At 62.4% G+C, this 19,774-nt stretch carries 17 protein-coding genes; 5 read left to right on the top strand and 12 right to left on the bottom strand.

The genetic code is table 11. The features are described from left to right. Positions 1-244 precede the first annotated feature (244 nt). Together motB and motA are read right to left on the bottom strand one after the other, a co-directional pair. On the bottom strand, positions 245-1,264 hold the full coding sequence (motB, locus tag CQ041_RS11780; RefSeq protein WP_105522007.1) for a flagellar motor protein MotB: 1,020 nt from the start codon (positions 1,262-1,264) through the stop codon (positions 245-247). A gap of 3 nt (positions 1,265-1,267) precedes the next feature. Then, positions 1,268-2,119, bottom strand: coding sequence for a flagellar motor stator protein MotA (motA, locus tag CQ041_RS11785; protein WP_099583685.1), 852 nt, complete (start codon positions 2,117-2,119; stop codon positions 1,268-1,270). Positions 2,120-2,286: 167 nt separating this feature from the next. Here motA and CQ041_RS11790 point away from each other — a divergent pair, with 167 nt between their 5' ends. From CQ041_RS11790 to asd, 3 genes are read left to right on the top strand one after another with little or no spacing between them, the layout of a single operon-like run. After that, on the top strand, positions 2,287-3,822 hold the full coding sequence (locus CQ041_RS11790; RefSeq protein ID WP_105522008.1) for an HDOD domain-containing protein: 1,536 nt from the start codon (positions 2,287-2,289) through the stop codon (positions 3,820-3,822). Between the two features lie 58 nt (positions 3,823-3,880). Beyond that, positions 3,881-4,696 carry a rhodanese-like domain-containing protein gene (locus CQ041_RS11795; protein ID WP_105522009.1) on the top strand — a complete coding sequence of 272 codons (816 nt, stop codon included), beginning with the start codon at positions 3,881-3,883 and terminating at the stop codon, positions 4,694-4,696. 16 nt (positions 4,697-4,712) lie between these two features. Further along, a complete protein-coding gene (gene asd, locus CQ041_RS11800; RefSeq protein WP_105522010.1) occupies positions 4,713-5,573 on the top strand; it encodes an archaetidylserine decarboxylase in 861 nt (286 codons plus the stop codon). 71 nt (positions 5,574-5,644) lie between these two features. Here asd and serB read toward each other — a convergent pair whose 3' ends face one another. Beyond that, the gene (gene serB, locus CQ041_RS11805; protein ID WP_105522011.1) at positions 5,645-6,859 is read right to left on the bottom strand and encodes a phosphoserine phosphatase SerB; all 1,215 of its coding nucleotides are present in this window, start codon (positions 6,857-6,859) and stop codon (positions 5,645-5,647) included. A 133-nt stretch (positions 6,860-6,992) separates the two neighbouring features. Between serB and CQ041_RS11810 the strand changes: the two genes are divergently transcribed. Then, positions 6,993-8,501 carry an AhpA/YtjB family protein gene (locus CQ041_RS11810; protein ID WP_105522012.1) on the top strand — a complete coding sequence of 503 codons (1,509 nt, stop codon included), beginning with the start codon at positions 6,993-6,995 and terminating at the stop codon, positions 8,499-8,501. Between the two features lie 103 nt (positions 8,502-8,604). Here CQ041_RS11810 and CQ041_RS11815 read toward each other — a convergent pair whose 3' ends face one another. The 8 genes from CQ041_RS11815 to CQ041_RS11850 all read right to left on the bottom strand — a co-directional run bounded on the left by CQ041_RS11815 (position 8,605) and on the right by CQ041_RS11850 (position 17,498). Beyond that, positions 8,605-9,315 carry a membrane integrity-associated transporter subunit PqiC gene (locus tag CQ041_RS11815; RefSeq protein ID WP_163002058.1) on the bottom strand — a complete coding sequence of 237 codons (711 nt, stop codon included), beginning with the start codon at positions 9,313-9,315 and terminating at the stop codon, positions 8,605-8,607. Between the two features lie 177 nt (positions 9,316-9,492). Next, a complete protein-coding gene (parC, locus tag CQ041_RS11820; protein WP_105522014.1) occupies positions 9,493-11,757 on the bottom strand; it encodes a DNA topoisomerase IV subunit A in 2,265 nt (754 codons plus the stop codon). A 70-nt stretch (positions 11,758-11,827) separates the two neighbouring features. Continuing rightward, the gene (locus CQ041_RS11825) at positions 11,828-12,823 is read right to left on the bottom strand and encodes an esterase-like activity of phytase family protein (RefSeq protein ID WP_105522015.1); all 996 of its coding nucleotides are present in this window, start codon (positions 12,821-12,823) and stop codon (positions 11,828-11,830) included. Further along, complete coding sequence (gene parE / locus CQ041_RS11830; RefSeq protein ID WP_105522016.1) at positions 12,823-14,730, bottom strand: DNA topoisomerase IV subunit B; 1,908 nt, start codon at positions 14,728-14,730, stop codon at positions 12,823-12,825. The genes CQ041_RS11825 and parE overlap by 1 nt, the downstream gene beginning before the upstream one ends. Before the next feature lie 45 nt (positions 14,731-14,775). Beyond that, complete coding sequence (locus CQ041_RS11835) at positions 14,776-15,384, bottom strand: YqiA/YcfP family alpha/beta fold hydrolase (RefSeq protein WP_105522017.1); 609 nt, start codon at positions 15,382-15,384, stop codon at positions 14,776-14,778. 142 nt (positions 15,385-15,526) lie between these two features. Continuing rightward, on the bottom strand, positions 15,527-16,342 hold the full coding sequence (cpdA, locus tag CQ041_RS11840; protein ID WP_105522018.1) for a 3',5'-cyclic-AMP phosphodiesterase: 816 nt from the start codon (positions 16,340-16,342) through the stop codon (positions 15,527-15,529). A 98-nt stretch (positions 16,343-16,440) separates the two neighbouring features. Then, positions 16,441-16,890, bottom strand: a complete 450-nt coding sequence (locus CQ041_RS11845) for a DUF1249 domain-containing protein (protein WP_105522019.1) — start codon at positions 16,888-16,890, stop codon at positions 16,441-16,443. After that, entirely contained in the window at positions 16,881-17,498 is a 618-nt protein-coding gene (locus CQ041_RS11850; RefSeq protein ID WP_105522020.1) for an NUDIX domain-containing protein, read from the bottom strand. Before CQ041_RS11850 ends, CQ041_RS11845 begins: the two co-directional genes overlap by 10 nt. A gap of 193 nt (positions 17,499-17,691) precedes the next feature. On the opposite strand from CQ041_RS11850, the gene CQ041_RS11855 reads away from it, so the two are divergent. Then, the gene (locus CQ041_RS11855) at positions 17,692-18,438 is read left to right on the top strand and encodes an RsiV family protein (protein WP_105522021.1); all 747 of its coding nucleotides are present in this window, start codon (positions 17,692-17,694) and stop codon (positions 18,436-18,438) included. Here CQ041_RS11855 and cytX read toward each other — a convergent pair. Continuing rightward, a complete protein-coding gene (cytX, locus tag CQ041_RS11860; protein ID WP_105522022.1) occupies positions 18,407-19,696 on the bottom strand; it encodes a putative hydroxymethylpyrimidine transporter CytX in 1,290 nt (429 codons plus the stop codon). The genes CQ041_RS11855 and cytX overlap by 32 nt on opposite strands. Positions 19,697-19,774 lie beyond the last annotated feature (78 nt).

Consider the following 19,774-nt stretch of genomic DNA (forward strand, 5'->3'; position numbering starts at 1 on the left):
CGTCACCAGCGCAAGCTGGCAGGAGTCTGGATCCCTTTAGGGGTTGATCCAGCGGCGCAGGAGGGGCGAAGCAAGCTCCACAGAAAAACTCGGTCCAAGGGGCGAGAGTATTTCGTACCACGCTTGTGCTCTGACGATATGCGAGGAGTGATCAGCGGCGTCAAAGCCTATCTCCCGCTCTAACCAGAAATGAAAACGCCCCGACTCATCGGGGCGTTTTCATTGGAGATGTGCCGCTAGTTTCCTACGAGCCCGTACCAGGCGCCGTAGGATCTTTCACCCCACCATCATCAAACAAGTTCAGCTTCTGGCGCAGCTCATGCGCCGGCAGCGGCTCCTGCCCTGGCGGAATCGCATTCGGATCGGTCGGCACTTCACCCGGCGCACCTGCGCCCGGCGTCGGTTGCGGAACCGGAGGCTGGTCGCCTTCAATCGCACGCTGGGCCTTTTTGGTCAGCACCACGATATCAATGCGGCGGTTGACCGGGTTGAACGGGTCTTCGTGATCAAACAGCTGCGACGATGCAAACCCCACCACCCGCGCCACTTGCGGGTCCGGGTAGCTGCCCGCTACCAGCGCACGGCGGGCGGCGTTGGCGCGGTTGGCCGAGAGCTCCCAGTTGCCGAAGTCGCCCTGGCCCGAGTAAGGCTTGGCGTCGGTGTGGCCGCTGATGCTGATCTTGTTCGGCACCGCCTTGATGGTGTCGGCCATGGCCAGCAGGATGTCTTCGAAATACGACTTCAAGCGCGCACTGCCGGAGTCGAACATGGGCCGGTTGGCCGCGTCGGTGATCTGGATGCGCAGGCCTTCAGGGGTGATCTCGAACGAAATCTGGTCCTTGAACTTCAGCAGTTGCGGGTTTTCCTCGACCTTGGTCTGCAATTCTTGCAGCAACAATTCAAGACGTTCCTGCTCGACCTGCTCGGCCATGGATTCGACCGTCTCACGCTCGATCGGAATATTCTCCTGCGGCGCTTCGGTCTTGACCTCCGGGTTGATGGTGCGCTCCGGCGCCAGTTGCGGCGAGCCGCCCAGGTCGATCACGAACGGCGTGCCACTCTCCGAGAAGCCAATCGGGTCCTTGAAGTAGCCAGCAATGGCGATCTTCTGTTCCGGCGTGGCGGTAGACATCAGCCACAGCACCAGGAAGAACGCCATCATCGCCGTCGCAAAGTCGGCGAAGGCGATTTTCCACGCGCCACCGTGGTGCCCCGCAGCGAAGCGCTTGACGCGCTTGATGATTATCGGCTGGTTGTTTTCCATGGCTTAGCGACCGCGAACCGCTTGTTCCAGCTCGGCGAAGCTCGGGCGATGTTTCGGGTACAGCACTTTACGCCCGAACTCCACCGCCAGCGAAGGCGGCATGCCGGACGCCGAGGCGACCAGGCTGGCCTTGATCGATTCGTACAGGTTGATCTCTTCCTTGGCGTCGTGGGCCAGGGAGGTCGCCAGCGGGCCGAAGAAGCCATAGGCGGCGAGAATACCGAAGAAGGTACCCACCAGTGCTGCACCCACGTGCATGCCGATGGCCGCCTGGTCGCCTTCGCCCAGGGAGGCCATGGTCACCACGATACCGAGTACCGCCGCGACAATACCGAAACCAGGCATGCCGTCGGCGATGCCGGTCACGGCGTGGGAGGGATGTTCCAGCTCTTCTTTAAGGCTGAACAGTTCCATGTCGAACAGGCCTTCCAGCTCATGGGGGGCCATGTTGCCGGAGGACATGATGCGCAGGTAATCACAGATGTAAGCGGTCATGCGCTCGTCTTTGAGCACGGCCGGGTATTTGGCGAAAATCGGGCTGGCGGCGGCGTCTTCAATGTCCGCCTCGATTGCCATCATGCCTTCGCGGCGGCTCTTGTTGAGGATCTCGTAAACCAGGCCCAGCACCTCAAGATAGAAGGTGTGGGTAAAGCGCGAACCGAACATGGCCAGGGATTTCTTGACCACGTGCATGGTCATGTAGCCGGGGTTCGCCTGCAGGAAGGCACCCAGTGCCGCACCACCGATGATCAGCACTTCGAAAGGCTGGATCAGCGCAGCGATTTTACCGTGGGACAGGACATAGCCACCGAGCACGCTTGCGAAGACGACGATGATGCCGATAATTTTAGCCATAGGAGATGAGTACTTGCGCCGTCAGGTTCATGGACATATTTGGGGGAACTGAAAAACTCTTGTTCTACTTATCGGCAAAACTGCGCCAGACTATAGCCCGTTAAGGCGAAAAGCCAGTTCGGCCCGCTCCGGGCGTGTTGACCGCAAGTGATGATCGCGCCCCAATCATGGCCAATGAATCGAAAGCAAACACTGCAAAACCCAATTCCCTCGCCGCGTGGATCAAGCGCCTGGACGATGTGCTGTTGCCCGTCCCCCAGGCCAGCCACGACCGTGTGTGCAAGGCCATCCGTGACAGTCGCAGTTCGTTGCGAGACATCGCCGACCTGATGCAGAGCAGCCCGGCGCTGGTGCTGAGCGTGATGCGTGAGGCCAACAGCCACGCCCAGGGCAGCCTAGCGGAACCGGCGGAAAACCTCGAAGTGGCGCTCAACCGCCTGGGCCTCAAGCGCGCCGAGGAATTGCTGGCGCGCCTGCCCTCGGTGCCGGCCCACGAAATCCCCCTGGCGTTGCGCCAACTGCTGCTGGTGAGCCAGCACGCTTCGCAGCAAGCCAATGGCTTGTTCGGCAGCCGCCTGGCGCGGCTGTGGCAAGACATTCATTGGGGCAGCCTGCTGTTTCTGTCGCCGCTGTGGCCGATGGCAGTCGCGTTTCCCAAGCTCCTCGAAGAGTGGGAGCTGCGGGTAATTCACAAAGGCCAGCCGGCCCGCCAGGTCGAGCAGGAATTGTTCGGCGTGCGCCTGCTGGACCTGTGCCTGGGCTTGACCGAAGCCTGGCACCTGCCGATCTGGGTGTCCCAGGGCTACAACCTGCTGCTGGGCGAACAGCGCTTGCTGGTCAAGGCGCTGCATATCGCCCGCGAAGACGACCCGCTGCGCCACCAGCAACTGCTCGATGCAGAGCCCAATCTGCGCCGCTGGCTGAACCAGCCGGCCAACACCGTGTTGCTGGCCAACGGCCTGGCCATGTCGGCCCAGGAGTCCTGGACCTGCCCCCACACCCAGCGCTGGCAGTACCTGACCGCGCTGTACCTGCAGCAGCCCCTGGGTGAAGTGCAGCAACTGGTGCACCAGCAGGCCGTTACCAGCGCCCGCACCACGTTGATGCCCGATCTTTGGCACCCGGCGCTGTCGCTGATCTGGCCGTGGCATGTGCAGAAGATCCATCGTGGCTTGCTTCCCGCACCGCCACCCACCGCCGAAGCGCTCGCGGTGTGGCGCAATCGCTGCACTGAACTGCTGGTGGAGCCAAGCCGCTTCGCCAATGCCATGCACCTGACCACCTGCGCCAAGGAAGCTCTCGTGGCCAGCGGCATGCAGCGAGTCTTGCTGCTGATGACCGATCGCGCCCAGAGCACCCTGCGCGTACACCAGGCCGACGGCTTGCCCAAGGACGCCGCCAACCTGAGCCTGGACGTCACCCACAGCACGCTGCTGCAACGCCTGCTGGAAAAGTCCGCCCAGGTTCGCCTGAACCCGGACAACCATGCGCAGTTCGCGGCCTTGCTGCCGCCGGTGCTGCGCCGTTTGTTCACCGGCGAACACGTGCTGCTGCGTTCATTGAGCTGCAACGGCAAGGTGGTGATGCTGGTGCTGGCCGACCAGGGCGGCGGGCCGTTCTCGGAAACCACCGTGCAAGCCTTCGGCAAGACCGCCCAATGCATCGAGAAGGCGCTGCACTGCTTTACCAACCGCAGCGCCTGACGCTTGCGTTACAATCGCGGTCCCTTTATCGCCAACATTTGTGCCCAGGAGACCTCACATGCCTGACTTCTCTGGCTTGCCGCTGGTGATCGAGTCCAGCGACCTGCAAGGCCGCCTGGATGCCGAACACCTGATTCTGGTGGACCTCACCAGTGCCGCCCGCTACGCCGAAGGGCATATCCCCGGCGCGCATTTCGTTGACCCCAAGCGCACCCAACTGGGCCAGCCGCCGGCACCCGGCCTGCTGCCCCTCAAGGCCGACCTGGAAAAACTCTTCGGCGAACTGGGCCACACCCCCGACGCCACCTACGTGGTCTATGACGACGAAGGCGGCGGCTGGGCCGGGCGGTTCATCTGGATGCTCGACGTGATCGGCCACCAGAAATACCACTACCTGGACGGTGGCCTGCTGGCCTGGCTGGAACAACAGCACCCGGTCTCCACCGATGTGCCGGCACCCGTTGGCGTCCCGGTCAGCCTGACACTGCATGACGGCCCCACCGCCACCCGCGAGTACCTGCAAAGCCGCCTCGGCGCGGCCGACCTGGGCATCTGGGACGCGCGCGGCCCGCTGGAGTATTCCGGCGAAAAAGTACTCGCCGCCAAAGGTGGGCACATCCCTGGCGCGGTGAACTTTGAATGGACGGCGGGCATGGACAAGGCGCGCAACCTGCGGATCCGCCGCGACATGCCGCAGATCCTCGAAGACCTGGGGCTGACCCGCGACAAAGAAATCATCACCCACTGCCAGACTCACCACCGCTCTGGCTTCACCTACCTGGTGGCCAAGGCGCTCGGTTATCCGCGAGTCAAAGGTTATGCCGGTTCCTGGGGCGAATGGGGCAACCACCCCGACACCCCCGTCGAGATTTAAGGTTTAAGGACAGTTAATGAAAAAGCAGTTGTTTATCCTCAGCCAATACGTGCTGCCGCACCACTTGCTGTCGCGCCTGGCCGGCTGCGTCGCCGAGTGCCGTGTGCGCTGGTTCAAAAATGCCTTCACCCGCTGGTTTGCCAAACGCTATCAGGTGGACATGTCCCAGGCGCTGGTGGAAGACGTGACCGCCTACGAGCACTTCAACGCCTTCTTCACGCGGGCCCTCAAGGACGGCGCGCGCCCGCTGGATCCAACGCCTGGCGCGGTACTGAGCCCGGCCGATGGCGCGATCAGCCAGTTGGGCCCGATCGAGCACGGCCGCGTGTTCCAGGCCAAGGGCCACAGTTTCAGCGTGCTGGAACTGCTGGGCGGTGATGCAGCCGTGGCCGCGCCGTTCATGGGCGGTGATTTCGCCACCGTCTACCTGTCGCCCAAGGATTACCACCGCGTGCACATGCCGCTGGCCGGCACCCTGCGCGAGATGGTCTACATTCCGGGGCGGATCTTCTCGGTCAACCAGACCACCGCCGAAAACGTGCCAGAGCTGTTTGCACGTAACGAGCGGGTTGCCTGCATTTTCGACACCGAACGTGGCCCGATGGCCGTCGTATTGGTGGGTGCAATGATTGTCGCGTCGATCGAGACCGTATGGGCTGGCCTGGTGACACCGCCGAAACGCGAGCTGAAAACCTTCCGCTACGACGAAACGGCACGTGCGCCGATTCATTTGGAGAAAGGTGCTGAGCTGGGCCGCTTCAAGCTGGGTTCGACCGCGATCGTGCTGTTCGGGCCGGATCAGGTGAAGTGGGCCGAAGAACTGGCAGCAGGCACTGCGGTGCAGATGGGCCAAGGCATGGCACTGCCCAAAGCCTAATTAGAAACAAATGACGATCAAATGTGGGAGGGGGCAAGCCCCCTCCCACATTTTTGACCGCATTTGTTCAGTTAGAGCTGACCATCACGGTCGCGAAAGCCCAGCAGATACAGCACACCATCCAGCCCCAGCGTCGAAATCGCCTGCTTGGCCGACTGCTTCACCAGCGGCTTGGCGCGGAACGCCACGCCCAACCCGGCAATCGCCAGCATCGGCAAGTCATTCGCGCCATCGCCGACCGCAATGGTCTGCTCCAGACGCAAACCTTCCTTGTGGGCCAACTCCTTGAGCAGGTCTGCCTTGCGCTGAGCGTCGACAATCGGCTCCACGGCCACGCCCGTCACCTTGCCATCCACCACTTCCAGCTCGTTGGCGAACACATAGTCGATGCCCAACTTGGCCTGCAACTGCTTGGCGAAATAGGTGAAGCCGCCGGACAGGATGGCGGTCTTGTAGCCCAGACGCTTGAGTTCGGCGAACAGCGTTTCGGCGCCTTCGGTCAGGCGCAGGGACGCACCGATGGAATCCAGCACGCTCACGTCCAGGCCCTTGAGCAGCGCCAGGCGCTCCTTGAAGCTGGCGCGGAAGTCCAGCTCGCCGGCCATGGCCCGCTCGGTGATCTCGGAGACTTGATCGCCCACGCCAGCGGCCTTGGCCAGCTCGTCGATGACTTCGGCTTCGATCAGCGTGGAGTCCATGTCGAACACTGCCAGGCGGCGGTTGCGACGGAACAGCGAGTCTTCCTGGAAGGCGATATCGACATTCAGCTCCTGGGCCACGCTGAGGAATTCAGCGCGCAGGGCTTGTGGGTCGGCCGGCTCGCCGCGCACGGAGAATTCGATGCACCCCTTGCCCTTGTCGGCCGGCGTATCCAGCGGCATGCGCCCCGAAAGACGGTCGATATGGTCGATATTCAAGCCATAGTGGGCGGTAATGGAGCTGACGCGCTGCAACTGCTCGGCGGTGACCTTGCGGGTCAACAGGGTGACGATATGGCGCTTCTTGCCCTGGCCGTCGACCCAGTGCTGGTAGTCCTCTTCGGACACCGGCGTGAAACGCACCTGTTGATCCAGTTTATAGGCCGTGAACAGGATGTCCTTGAGTACCGAGGATGCCTGCTCGGTGCTGGGGATTTCTACCAGGATGCCGAACGACAAGGTGTCGTGGATCACCGCCTGGCCGATGTCGAGAATGTTCACACCACCCTGGGCCAGAACACCGGTAATCGCCGCAGTCAGACCCGGACGGTCCTCGCCAGTGATGTTAATCAGGACAATTTCGCGCAAGGCGCACCCCCAGGCTGGAAAAAAACCGCATTCTACCCACTTTCAGTGACCATCGGGCACAGCCAGCGCTTTGCCGGTCCTAGGGCTGTCGCTATACTGCGCGTCAACTTCACGGACCAAGAGCCGAGCGCAAGTGAACCGGCCCACGCCAGTAAAAACCGATAACTTCTTCCTGCTGATCTTCCGGGCACTGCGCCACCGCCGTGTGCCGATCGCATTACGCATCGCCAGCCATAACGTGATCCTGGTCGCCCTGGCCCTGGTCATCTACGCCTGCGTGATGGGTTTGCAGTTCAAGCAGGCCATGCACGAGCAAGCCGACGCCCTGGGCGAGAGCCTGACCACGCAAACCGCCACCTCGGCGACCGAGCTGTTGGTGTCCAACGACATCCTCAGCCTCAACGTGCTGCTCAACAACCTGACCAAGAACCCGCTGGTGGCCCACGCGGCCATCTACAGCGTGGACAACCGCATCATGGCCGAAGCCGGGCAACGCCCGAAGAACGGCCTGCTGGGTGAAGCCGAAGGGTTATACCAGAGCAATATCACGTTCCAGGACGTGAAGGCCGGCCAGCTGCGCATCAGCCTCGATATGCAGCAGTTCCAGCAGCCGATGACCATCAGCCTGCAGAGCATGGGTATTCTCAGCGCGATCCTGCTGGCATTGGCACTGGCCCTGAGCCTGCGCCTCGGCCGCCATATCTCCACGCCCTTGATGCAACTGCGCATCTGGCTGCGGGACATCGACGAACACACCCCGGCCACCGACCGCCAGGATGAGATTGGTGACCTCGCCCGCCAACTGCACGCCAGCTTCGCGCCAGAGCCGGTGGTACGTGACGTTGAGCCCGAGCCGGACTACGACGACGAACCCGAGTTCGACACCGACGAGCCGCGCTTCGCCGAAAGCGCCCCGGTTGCAGGCCTCAAGCCCGCGACCCGCAAGGCGATCCAGGCCGAAGAAGACGAACTGGACGAAGAAGACCCCTTCGCCGACCTGCGCGACACCTCGGCCAGCACGCCTGCCGTGGCCCCCAAGCCGGCTCCGGTGAAGAGCGCCGAGCCGCAGTTCAGCGCCGTACTCGCCGTGCAACTGGGGTCCCAGGACCAACTGCGCCGCCTGCCCCGCACCCGCCTGACGGAATTGCTGGAACGCTACCGCGACTGCCTGGACCAGGCCGCCTCGCTGTACCAGAGCGAGCTGCACACCCTCAACGATGGCAGCACGCTGATGCTGTTCCACAGCGAAGACAGCGGCGAAGACTACCTGACCAACGCCATCTGCTGCGGTGAGTTGCTGCGCGCCCTGGGCCATGAGTTGCAGATTGAAGTCGCCGACAGCGGCATCACCCTGCAATTGCAACTGGGCCTGACGGTGGGTGACGACTTGTTCGGCATCAGCCAGATCGACCTGCTGCTCACCGAGATTGCCCAGGACGCCCTGGCCTTGTCGCAACACAGCCGCAACCTGCTGCTGGTGGAGCGCAAGATCAGCGAAGACACGCTGATCCGCCAGCGCGCCCGCATCCGCCCGATTGCCAGCCCAGAAGGCGCAAGCTGTGTGGAGCGGTTGATGGAGCCGTATCCGTCGATGCTGGAGCGGCAGTTGGCGCGCATGCATGAGACCCGCACCAAGCCCTGAAGAACACCACCCCTCCCACATTGGGTCTTCGCCAAGGCTCAAATCGCAGACAAACAGAAAGGCCCGCTGAGTCAGCGGGCCTTTTTTATAGCTGCGATTCAGGTCAGAACCTGAACACTTCCATGTCCGTGCGGATCGGCGTGGCCATCGGCATCTTCGGCTTCTGTGGCTCTGCCGGCTTGGCCTGTACCGGGGCGCTAGGCTTGCGGGGTGCCTCGGCAATCGGCGGCTGGTTGGCCAGCGGCTTGAGGGCCACCGACAACTGGTGCGCCAGTTGCTGCAACAACTCACCCTGGGCCTGGACCTGGGACGCGGTGGTGCCGGTATGTTCTTCCTGCAGGTGCACGATGCGGTTATCGCGCACCTGGCCACGACGGTCGATCAAACGCCATTGCGCATCCAAGATCGCCGGTTGCGAAGCGCCGGAATCCAGCCGGGTAATGGTCAGCAGGACCTGCACATCCGGCGAAAAACCGGCCGGTGCAGGCGACAGCACCACGCGCTGGCTGTCCAACTGGCCCGCCACCTGGCGCAGCATCAGTTGGTTGATGTCGGAGGACAAGCTACCCGCCCAACGGCCGTCGGTGGAACCTTGCAGGCTGCCGTCGTTCTGACGTTGGAGCAGGGTTTCGCGTTGCAGGTAGTCAGCGACGACTACCGGGCCCAGCAATACTGCCATGCCAGCAGTTTGTACTGGCTGAGCCGGACTTCCGCTGTCCAGCTGGTACAGCGACACCGGCTGGTGTGTGCTGCAACCCGCCAGCCCCAAAAGGCCAGCGAGCATGAAAATAAAAGGAAGGCGTGGAGCAGTCATCATCCCATCCAGGTGGCTGCCACAAGGCGAACCACAATGTAATACTAAAAAATAACCTAAACACGCTCGGCCACGCCGGCGCTGGAAAGGCCATATCATCCGTGAATATGCGCCATGACTCCAGCGCCAAAGCGTCGATCTACGCGTTAAATCGTAGATCGAGGGCTCTAATCCGCCTTAAACGGGCGTTTCCACCAACAAAGCATCCACTCGCTGGAAGCCACGTGGCAGTTTGTTACCACGCCGCCCGCGCTCGCCCTTGTAATGTTCAAGGTCGTCAGGCCGTAACGACAGCGTACGCTTACCGGCCTGCAAGACCAACGTGGCGCCCTCTGGAATCACCGCAATGTCGGTCACGTACTCTTCGCGACTGGCCACCCGGTCACCGGGAATCCCGATGATCTTGTTGCCTTTGCCTTTGCCCAGTTGCGGCAGATCACTGATCTTGAACACCAGCAGGCGGCCCTCGGTGGTCACCGAGGCCAGCCAGTTGCTCTCACGGTCCTCCACTGGACGCGGCAGGATCACCTTGGCATTGTTGGGCAAGCTCAACAGCGCCTTGCCCGCCTTGTTCTTGGCCTGCAGGTCTTCACCCTTGACCACGAAACCGTAGCCCGCGTCCGACGCAATCACGTACAGCGCATCATCGTCCGGCAGCAGCACGCACTCGAAATTCGCCCCTGGCGGCGGCGTCAGGCGGCCGGTCAACGGCTCGCCCTGCCCCCGCGCAGAGGGCAAGGTATGGGCAGGCACCGAATAACTGCGCCCGGTCGAGTCGATAAACACCGCAAACTGGTTCGAACGCCCGGCCGCAGCCGTCTTGAAGCCGTCACCGGCCTTGTACGACAAACCGGTGGCGTCAATATCATGCCCCTTGGCGGAGCGAACCCAACCCTTTTCCGACAGAACGACGGTAATTTTCTCGTTTGGCAGCAGCTCGGTTTCTGTCAGCGCTTTCGCTTCAGCACGTTGCACGATAGGCGAACGGCGGTCGTCGCCGTAGGTTTCGGCATCTTTGATCAGCTCGCTGCGCACCAGCTTCTTCAGCTTGGCTTCGCTGCCCAGCAGGGCCTGCAGCTTGGCTTGCTCCTTGAGCAGCGCGTCCTGTTCGTCACGCAGCTTCATTTCTTCCAATCGCGCCAACTGACGCAAACGGGTGTCGAGGATGTAGTCGGCCTGTATCTCACTCAGCTCGAAACGCGCGATCAGCTCGGTTTTCGGGTGCTCGGCGGTGCGGATGATGTGGATCACTTCATCGAGGTTGAGGTAGGCGATCAACAAACCGTCCAACAGGTGCAGGCGGCGCTCGACTTTGTCGAGGCGGAATTGCAAGCGGCGACGCACGGTGCGTACACGGAACTCCAACCACTCCACCAGCAGGTTGCGCAGGTTTTTCAGCTGCGGCTTGCCGTCCAGGCCGATGATGTTGACGTTGACCCGATAGCTGGACTCCAGGTCGGTGCTGGCGAACAAGTGCTGCATCAGCACTTCGTGATCGACGCGGCTGTTGGTCGGGATGATCACGATGCGGCACGGGTTTTCGTGGTCGGACTCGTCACGCAGGTCGGCGACCTGCGGCAGTTTCGACGGTTTTGCCTGCATCAGCGCAGCAATCTGCTCCAACACCTTGGCGCCAGACACCTGGTGCGGCAGTGCGGTGACGATGATGTCGCCGTCTTCGATGTGGTACACGGCGCGCATGCGCACCGAACCCTTGCCGGTTTCGTACATCTTCAGCAAGTCGGCGCGCGGCGTGATGATTTCCGCTTCGGTCGGGTAATCCGGACCCTGGATATGCTCACAGAGCTGCTCGACCGTGGCCTTTGGCTCATCCAGCAAGCGCACGCAGGCCGTAGCCACTTCCCGCAGGTTGTGCGGCGGCACGTCGGTGGCCATGCCCACGGCGATACCGGTGGTGCCATTGAGCAGGATATTCGGCAAACGTGCGGGCAACACCAGCGGTTCGTCAAGGGTACCGTCGAAGTTAGGGCCCCAATCGGCGGTGCCCTGCCCCAGCTCGCTCAGCAAGACTTCCGAATAACGCGACAGGCGCGCCTCGGTGTAACGCATGGCGGCGAAGGACTTGGGATCATCCGGCGCACCCCAGTTGCCCTGGCCGTCCACCAGGGTGTAGCGGTAGCTGAACGGTTGAGCCATCAGCACCATGGCTTCGTAGCAGGCCGAGTCGCCGTGGGGGTGGAACTTGCCGAGCACGTCACCGACGGTACGCGCCGACTTCTTGTGCTTGGAGTCGGCGTCCAGCCCCAACTCACTCATGGCGTAGATGATGCGCCGTTGCACGGGCTTGAGGCCGTCGCCGATATGCGGCAAGGCCCGGTCCATGATCACGTACATGGAGTAGTTGAGGTAGGCATTTTCGGTGAAGTCAGCCAGCGACCGGCGTTCTACGCCGTCTAAGCTGTCTGCGAGGATGTCACTCATGCGGGCCTCATCATTTGGTAAGACGCAGCGGAAATGCCGCGGCGCCGGGTCAATTCAAGAAAATTCAGGTTCATGGCTGGGCACTCCAGCCACCGGCCGGGGCGGCGAAACGATAGACCACCGGGCGTTTTTCACCATCGTTGCGGGGGCCGAAGTTGTTGTCGATGCCTAGCCAGGCACCACTTTCATCCACCACCAAGGCTTCGGCCAGCCCATAGGACTGTGGATAACTGCGTTCGGGCGTCAGGGTTTCGTCGGCAAACGACCAGCACAGCTCGACCTTGGCCGTCTGCGCATCGCGCCGGCAAATCTGGAACGCATTGCGCTCCAGAGTAAACAGCTTGCCCTTGAACAGGGCCAGGTCGGCAAAATCCTTGGACACGGCCTTGGCGTGGGTGAACTTGGCCGGCTGCACTTCCTGGCCGGCCTCGCTCAACAGCACGCAGGGACCGTCACAGTCCCACAGGCTTTGCGGACGCTTGATCGAGATTAAACCGCGCCTTTCGCGCTCGGCTGCAAGCCAAATCTGATTGCCCTCGGGATTCACAGCCAGGCCTTCAAACAACGCATTGAAATGCAGCAACATGCCACTGGCACGGGCTTCGCGCACCATGCCGGGGGCGATCTTCAACCATTCTGGCTCGCCACTGACCGGCACTTTCAACACTGCCGCGTGCGCTTCGCTGACGATGTAGCGGTTGCCGGCCGCATCACAGCTGATGCCTTCAAAGTCCAGGTCGCCACCGCGAATGAACGAAGCTGCCTTGGTGCGCGAACGCAACCCCCAGGGCAGCCCGGACTCCGGCACCGGCGGCACCTCGATCTTCACCGTTTCGGCCTGCCAGGTCGGCGCGCTGGTATCCAGGCGGTATATCTGGTCGTCATCCCGGTCGGAAACCGTCCACAACGCCTTGCCACACAGCGCCAGGCCCGACAGGTTACCGCCGCGCATGCCGTCCACCGCGTGTTCAGACACGAGCTTCAACTCAGCCACGGGCGCGGCCACCACCTGGGTGGTCGTCAACCCGCTCAACATCAGGATCGCCAGGGCGAAACCTGTGCGCATCAGCCCAGCACCTCGGCGAGGTTGCCTTTGGATTCCAGCCAGGATTTGCGGTCTGGCGCGCGTTTCTTCGCCAGCAGCATGTCCATCATTTCCGAGGTTTCGGCGAAGTCTTCGCCCAGCGTCAACTGCACCAGGCGCCGGGTGTTCGGGTCCATGGTGGTTTCGCGCAGTTGCGGCGGGTTCATTTCACCCAGGCCTTTGAATCGCGTGACCTGCGGTTTGCCGCGTTTCTTCTCGGCCACCAGGCGGTCAAGGATGCCATCGCGCTCGGCTTCGTCGAGGGCGTAGTAGATTTCCTTGCCCAGGTCGATGCGATACAGCGGTGGCATGGCGACATAGACGTGACCGGCGTCCACCAATGGGCGGAAGTGCTGCACGAACAGCGCGCACAGCAGCGTGGCAATGTGCAGGCCGTCAGAGTCGGCGTCGGCGAGGATGCAGATCTTGCCGTAGCGCAGTTGGCTCATGTCCGCTGCGCCTGGGTCCACACCAATCGCCACGGCAATGTTGTGCACTTCCTGGCTGGCCAGCACTTCGCTGCCATCGACTTCCCAGGTATTGAGGATCTTGCCGCGCAACGGCAGGATCGCCTGGAATTCCTTGTCCCGCGCTTGCTTGGCGGAACCGCCGGCGGAGTCACCTTCCACCAGGAACAGTTCGGAACGCATCGGGTCCTGCCCGGCGCAGTCCGCCAGCTTGCCAGGCAACGCCGGGCCCTGGGTGATGCGCTTGCGCTCGACCTTCTTGCTGGCCTTCAGGCGCCGCCCCGCGTTGTTGATCGCCAGCTCCGCCAGGGCCAGCCCCAGTTCCGGGTGCTCGTTGAGCCACAGGCTGAACGCGTCCTTGACCACACCGGAGACAAACGCTGCCGCCTCGCGGGACGACAGGCGCTCCTTGGTCTGGCCGGAGAATTGCGGCTCCTGCATTTTCATCGACAGCACGAACGCAATGCGCTCCCACACGTCTTCCGGCGCCAGCTTCACGCCGCGCGGCAGCAGGCTGCGGTATTCGCAGAATTCGCGCATCGCGTCCAGCAAGCCTTGGCGCAAACCGTTGACATGGGTGCCGCCCTGGGCCGTCGGGATCAGGTTGACGTAGCTTTCCTGCACGCTGTCGCCGCCTTCTGGCAACCACAGCAGCGCCCAGTCCACGGCTTCTTTATTACCGGCCAGGCTGCCGCAGAACGGCTCGTTCGGCAGGCGTTCGAACTCGCTGACTGAGTCTTCAAGGTACGAGCGCAGGCCGTCTTCATAGTGCCACTCGACCTTCTCGCCAGTGCCTTTGTCTTCAAAGGTTACCAACAGGCCCGGGCACAACACCGCCTTGGCCTTGAGCACGTGCTTGAGGCGGCTGATGGAAAATTTCGGCGAATCGAAGTATTTCGGGTCCGGCGCAAAGTAGACGCTGGTGCCGGTGTTGCGCTTGCCAACGGTGCCGATCACTTCCAGGTCGGTGGCTTTGTAGCCATCGGCGAAGGTCATCTGGTACTCGTTGCCGTCACGTTTGACCTTCACCCGAACCAGCGTGGACAGGGCGTTGACCACGGAAATGCCCACGCCGTGCAGGCCGCCGGAGAACTGGTAGTTCTTGTTGGAGAACTTGCCCCCCGCATGGAGCTTGGTGAGGATCAGCTCAACGCCCGGCACGCCCTCTTCGGGGTGGATGTCCACCGGCATGCCGCGACCATCGTCGGACACTTCCAGGGAATGGTCGGCGTGAAGAATGACGTGCACCGACTTGGCGTGCCCGGCCAAGGCTTCGTCGACACTGTTGTCGATGACTTCCTGGGCAAGGTGGTTCGGCCGGCTGGTGTCGGTGTACATACCGGGGCGTTTGCGCACCGGGTCGAGGCCCGAGAGGACTTCGATGGCGTCGGCGTTATAAGAGCTAGCGCTGGGAGTGGCCATGGGGTCTCGTCGTGAGTCGTTCGATTGAAATATGACCCGCGATTTTCACAGTGACGAAAAATCGAAGGATTGATACTGATCTGCGCCAATGCCGGCAAAACTCAACAGCGCCGGCAGTTGCCGGGCGAAGCCCTGGTAACCATGGTCGCCACCGGCCTGGATGCGCAAGGCACAGGCCCGGTAATACTGCTGGGCGAGGCGATAGTCCAGGGTTTCGTCACCGGTCTGCAGCCACACCTGATAACGCGCAGCATCCTGGGGCGCCGCCACTTCCAGCTCGGCCAATGCCGTGACGTGGTCGTGGGTCAATTCCCAGGATTCATCGGTGTAGAGGTTCTTCTGGGTGCCCAGGTAGCCGTCGAACATCCGGTGCGGGCTGACCGCCGGGTTTACCAGCAGCGCCTTGAGGCCATGGCGTTCGGCAAGATGGGTTGCATAGTAGCCGCCGAGCGAGCTGCCGACCAGCAATGGCCGACCCAGTTCGGCAATGGCTTCCTCCAACTGAGGAATTGCCTGACGCGGGTGGTGATGCAGGGCCGGTACACGCAGGTGGTCGGCCAGGCCGAGAGTATCCATCACGGCGATCAGCTGGCTGGCCTTGGTGGACGCCGGCGCACTGTTGAAACCGTGGATATACAGGATCGAAGCGGACATGCCGGGCTCTCCGTGACTTCAGCCAAAGAGGCGCAGTTTACAGGGATCGAAGCCCTCTGTGATGACCTCAATCCACAGGACACCCTAGAACCAATGTGGGAGGGGGCAAGCCCCCTCCCACATTTTGACCGGGTTCACAGCCTCAATAGCCGTTGCTGCCGTAATCCACCGTAAAGGCAAAGTCTTGGACCCTCTCTACACCTGTCTCCAACCGTCCGTCGGCATGCAACCGCAGCCAGCGATACCCCGGCGCCTGCTCGCTGACCTTGAAATCCTCGCTGCCCGGTGCGAACTGGATGCAGGTAGACGGCGATGCCAGCAGCCGCACGCCGTTGCGCTCGCGGTCGATCTCCTGGTGCACGTGCCCCCAGAGCACCGCCTTGACCTGCGGGAAGCGATCCAGCACGGCGAACAAGGCCTCGGGGTTACGCAGGCCGATGGGCTCCATCCACGCACAGCCGATGGACACCGGATGATGGTGGAAACACACCAGGTGATGACGGTGCGGCGCTTCGCTCAGCGCTCGGGCGAGCACTTGCAACTGCTGGTCTTGCAGATAGCCCGGCACGGAACCCGGCACGGCCGAATCCAGCAGGGTTACGCGCCAGTTGCCGATATCGACGACCGGCTCCAGGAAATCGCTGTGTTCGGCGGCGCTCACCATCACTTGCGGCTCGTCGTGATTGCCCGGAATCCAGCGCGCCGGGGCGCCGATGGACGCGGTCAGCTCGCGAAACTGCTGGTAGGACGCCAGCGTACCGTCCTGGGACAGATCGCCGGTGGCCAATATCAGGTCGATCTGCGGCTGCTGCTCGCGCACCCGCTCGATCACCCGCTGCAGGCTTTCACGGGTATTCATGCCCAGCAGCGTGCCGCCGGCCTCGGCAAACAGATGGCTGTCCGACAGTTGCACCAGCAACGCCGCAGCATCGGGACTCACAGTGGATACGCTCGGCAAGGCGCTCTCCCAAGGCAATCACAGGAATGGACGTGTGGCGTGATTATGCTGGGCAGCACACCAAAGAGGAAATACAAGGAATCAGATACAGTTCACATCTACCGCACGACTTCGAACTCATGGCCGAGGGCCAGGCAGTGGCTCAACCATTCACCGAGGAACACATTGAGCTGTGCTTTCTCATCGGGCTGGTGCATGAACACATTCGGGTATGGATAGATGCTGCGAAAGCGCCGCGCATGTTCGGCGCTGATCACTTCGGCCATCCGCGCGTCGTGGTACACCTGCACCTCCAGTTGCGGCACCGGCAGCCAGGGCAGGCTGTGTTCCTGGCGCACACGCAGGGTGGTGGTGTACGGGCAATTGACGATCACTTCCAGGGTCAGCACGCCAAGCATCTGGTCGCCGTGGGTCACACCGATGCGCCGCGCCTCGGGGGCGTGGCGCATGTCTGGCAACAGGCGCATCAGCCGCGCATAGTTGGCCTCGCAGGCCGCTTGCAGCCCGATCAGGTCGACTCGGTATCGTTCTCGTGCCTTTACTGCCATAACCCCCTCACTTCCGCGCGATTAAGCGCAAGCCATTGCAGGGCGATAATGCTGGCTGCATTGGAAATTTTGCCGTCGCGCACCGCTTGCAGGGCATCTTCGAACGCCCAGGTGGTGACGCGGATGTCTTCAGCTTCTTCTTCCAATCCATGGACACCACCGGCGCCCGAGCTGTCGCAACGGCCCAGGAACAAGTGGACAAATTCGGTACTGCCGCCGGGCGACGGGAAATACTGGGTGATCGGCCACAGCGCGGAGAATGTCAGCCCAGCTTCCTCTTCGGCCTCGCGGTGCGCAACCTCCTCCGGTTGCTCATCCTTGTCGATCAGGCCGGCAACCATCTCGATCAGCCACGGGTTGTCGGTACGGCCCAGGGCGCCGACGCGGAACTGCTCGATCAACACCACTTCGTCGCGCTGCGGATCGTAGGGCAACACACACACGGCGTCATGACGAACGAAGACTTCGCGGTTGATCACCCGGCTCATGCCGCCATCGAACTTCTCGTGGCGCAATTGCACGCGATCAAGCTGGTAGAAGCCCTTGTAGGCATTGTCGCGCTGAACAATTTCCACCGTGCTCGGCGTCGATTTTGCGATGTCCGTCATGTCCCTTCCTCGTTAACCCTGCGCAATTGGCGCCATCCTAACGCGCTCCTGCCCGTTGGTGCAGCCCCTTTCCGGTTGCCGGGATAGACGGCGGGCGTCAAACTCACTCTAATCAGCTTAGTGGCGAACTGACTGCCTTGCTGGCAGTCGAAGCTCCACGAATTTCGCGCTTATCGACGGACGAAGACCCTACATGTCGCTTATAAAAATCGCCTCCGTGGCCTGTATCGCATTAACCCTCGGTGCCTGCCAGAGCCTGTTCCAGCCCAGCTACAAAGCCCCGCTGGAAGCCACTCGCGATGCCACCGAGCAAAGCAAGCCGGGCTGCGCCAGCGCCGATTGCCCGCTGGTGAACATCGACACCGTGCACTTCGCCAAGGAGCCCAAGCTGGATGCGCTGATCGAACAGCGCCTGCTGGAAATGACCCGCACCAGCCCTGGCGAGACGCTGCCCACCAGCCTGGAGACCTACCGCGAGCAATTCCTGCGCACCGCCGCGCCACGCAACAGCATGTATTTGCAGGCCAAGCTACGGGAGCAGCATGACGGTCTGGTGATCATCGAGCTGTCCAGCTACCTCGACCAGGGCGCCACCCACGGCGAGCCGGGCCGCGCGTTCATCAACTTTTCGCGCCAGCAACAAAAAGCCCTGACGCTGACCGACATGTTGCTGCCTGGCAAGGAAGACGCGTTCTGGAAAGCCGCCCAGGTGGCCCACAACAGCTGGCTGATCAGCACCCGCCTGAGCCTGGAGCCGGAGTTCGTGAAGACCTACCCCTTCCAGAAAACCCCGAACGTGGCGCTGACCTACGGCGGCGTGGTCCTCAAGTACCCCACCACCACCATCGCACCGTATGCCCTGGGCCACGTCGAGCTGCAGATTCCCTACACGCGCCTGGACGGTATCCTCAAGCCTGAGCTGGTGCCCGCGCGCCGCTGAAGGCCCGGCCAAGGATGACGTGCAACAGCCCTGCCAGCACCAGCGCCGGCAGGGTTGCGCCGACATCCGGATACACATTGGCCAGCAGATGGTAGGTGGCGACGCCCCCCAGCCAGGCCACCAACGCCGGCCAGCGTAACGCGCTGACCACACCCGGCGTGCGACGGCGCAGGATGAAGTGATCCACCAGCACCACGCCGAACAATGGCGCGAACACCGAGCCGATCAACAGCAGGAAGTTCTGGTACTGGGCCAGCGGCGCGACGCAGGCAATCAAGGTGCAGATCACGCCGATCGCCAGCGCCAGGTGTTCGACCTTGACGCGCAATAGCAGGCCGCTGGACACCGCCGCCGAGTGAATATCGGCAAACGCATTTTCCGACTCGTCCAGCAGGATCAGCAACAGCGGGATCCCCAGGCCCGCACCGGCCAGGGCCAACAGCAGCGCATTCACTTCACCGCTCGGTGCAAACGCCAGGGTGTAGGCCACGCCCAGGCTCATCAGCCAGAAATTACCGATGAAGAACCCCAGCGCCGTGCCACCGAACACGCTCCTGGCACGCTTGCCGAACCGCGAGTAGTCGGCGATCAACGGCAACCATGACAGCGGCATGGCGATCGCGATATCAAAACCCACTGCAAACGGCAGCGATCCGTCACCGGCCTGGGCCCACAAAGCGGCAAGGTCGGCCTTGGCGAACAGGTTCCAGGTCAGCCACAGGCACGCCGCGAGCAGCAGCCAGATACCCCATTTACGCAGAATTTGGCGCACAAAGGTTAGCGGCCCACTGACCGCCAACAGGGTCGCCAGGCCGCCGAAGAACAAGGTCCATAGCAATGGGCTGGCCAATAGGCTGCCGTCACTGAACGCCCGCGTGCCCAACAGGCTGGCCGCGTCGCGCATCACGATGATCTCGAACGAGCCCCAGCCGATCAGTTGCAGCAAGTTCAACAGGGCCGGCAGGTTCGCGCCCTTGGTGCCGAGGCTGAGCTTGAGAGCGGCCATGGCGGACAAGCCGGTGTCACTGCCGATCACGCCGACCGCCGCCAGTAGCAGTACGCCGACCAGCGTACCGAGGAATATCGCCAGCAGCGAACCGGACAAGCCCAGGCCCGGCGCGAGCAAGGCGCCGGTTTGCAGGACCATCAGGCCGATGCCGAGGGAGAACCACAGGGAAAACAGGTCGCGGGCGCCGAAGACTCTTTTGTCACTCGGTACCGCAATGTCAGGGGAGTAGGTGCTGGGTTGAATGCTCAAGGGTGGTATCTCTGAGGGACACTTTGTTGTTAGGGAGATCGCCATCGCGGGCAAGCCCGCGATGGCGGCGGCACAATC

Origin of the sequence: Pseudomonas sp. MYb60, from assembly GCF_002979555.1 — a bacterium.
GTDB lineage: Bacteria > Pseudomonadota > Gammaproteobacteria > Pseudomonadales > Pseudomonadaceae > Aquipseudomonas.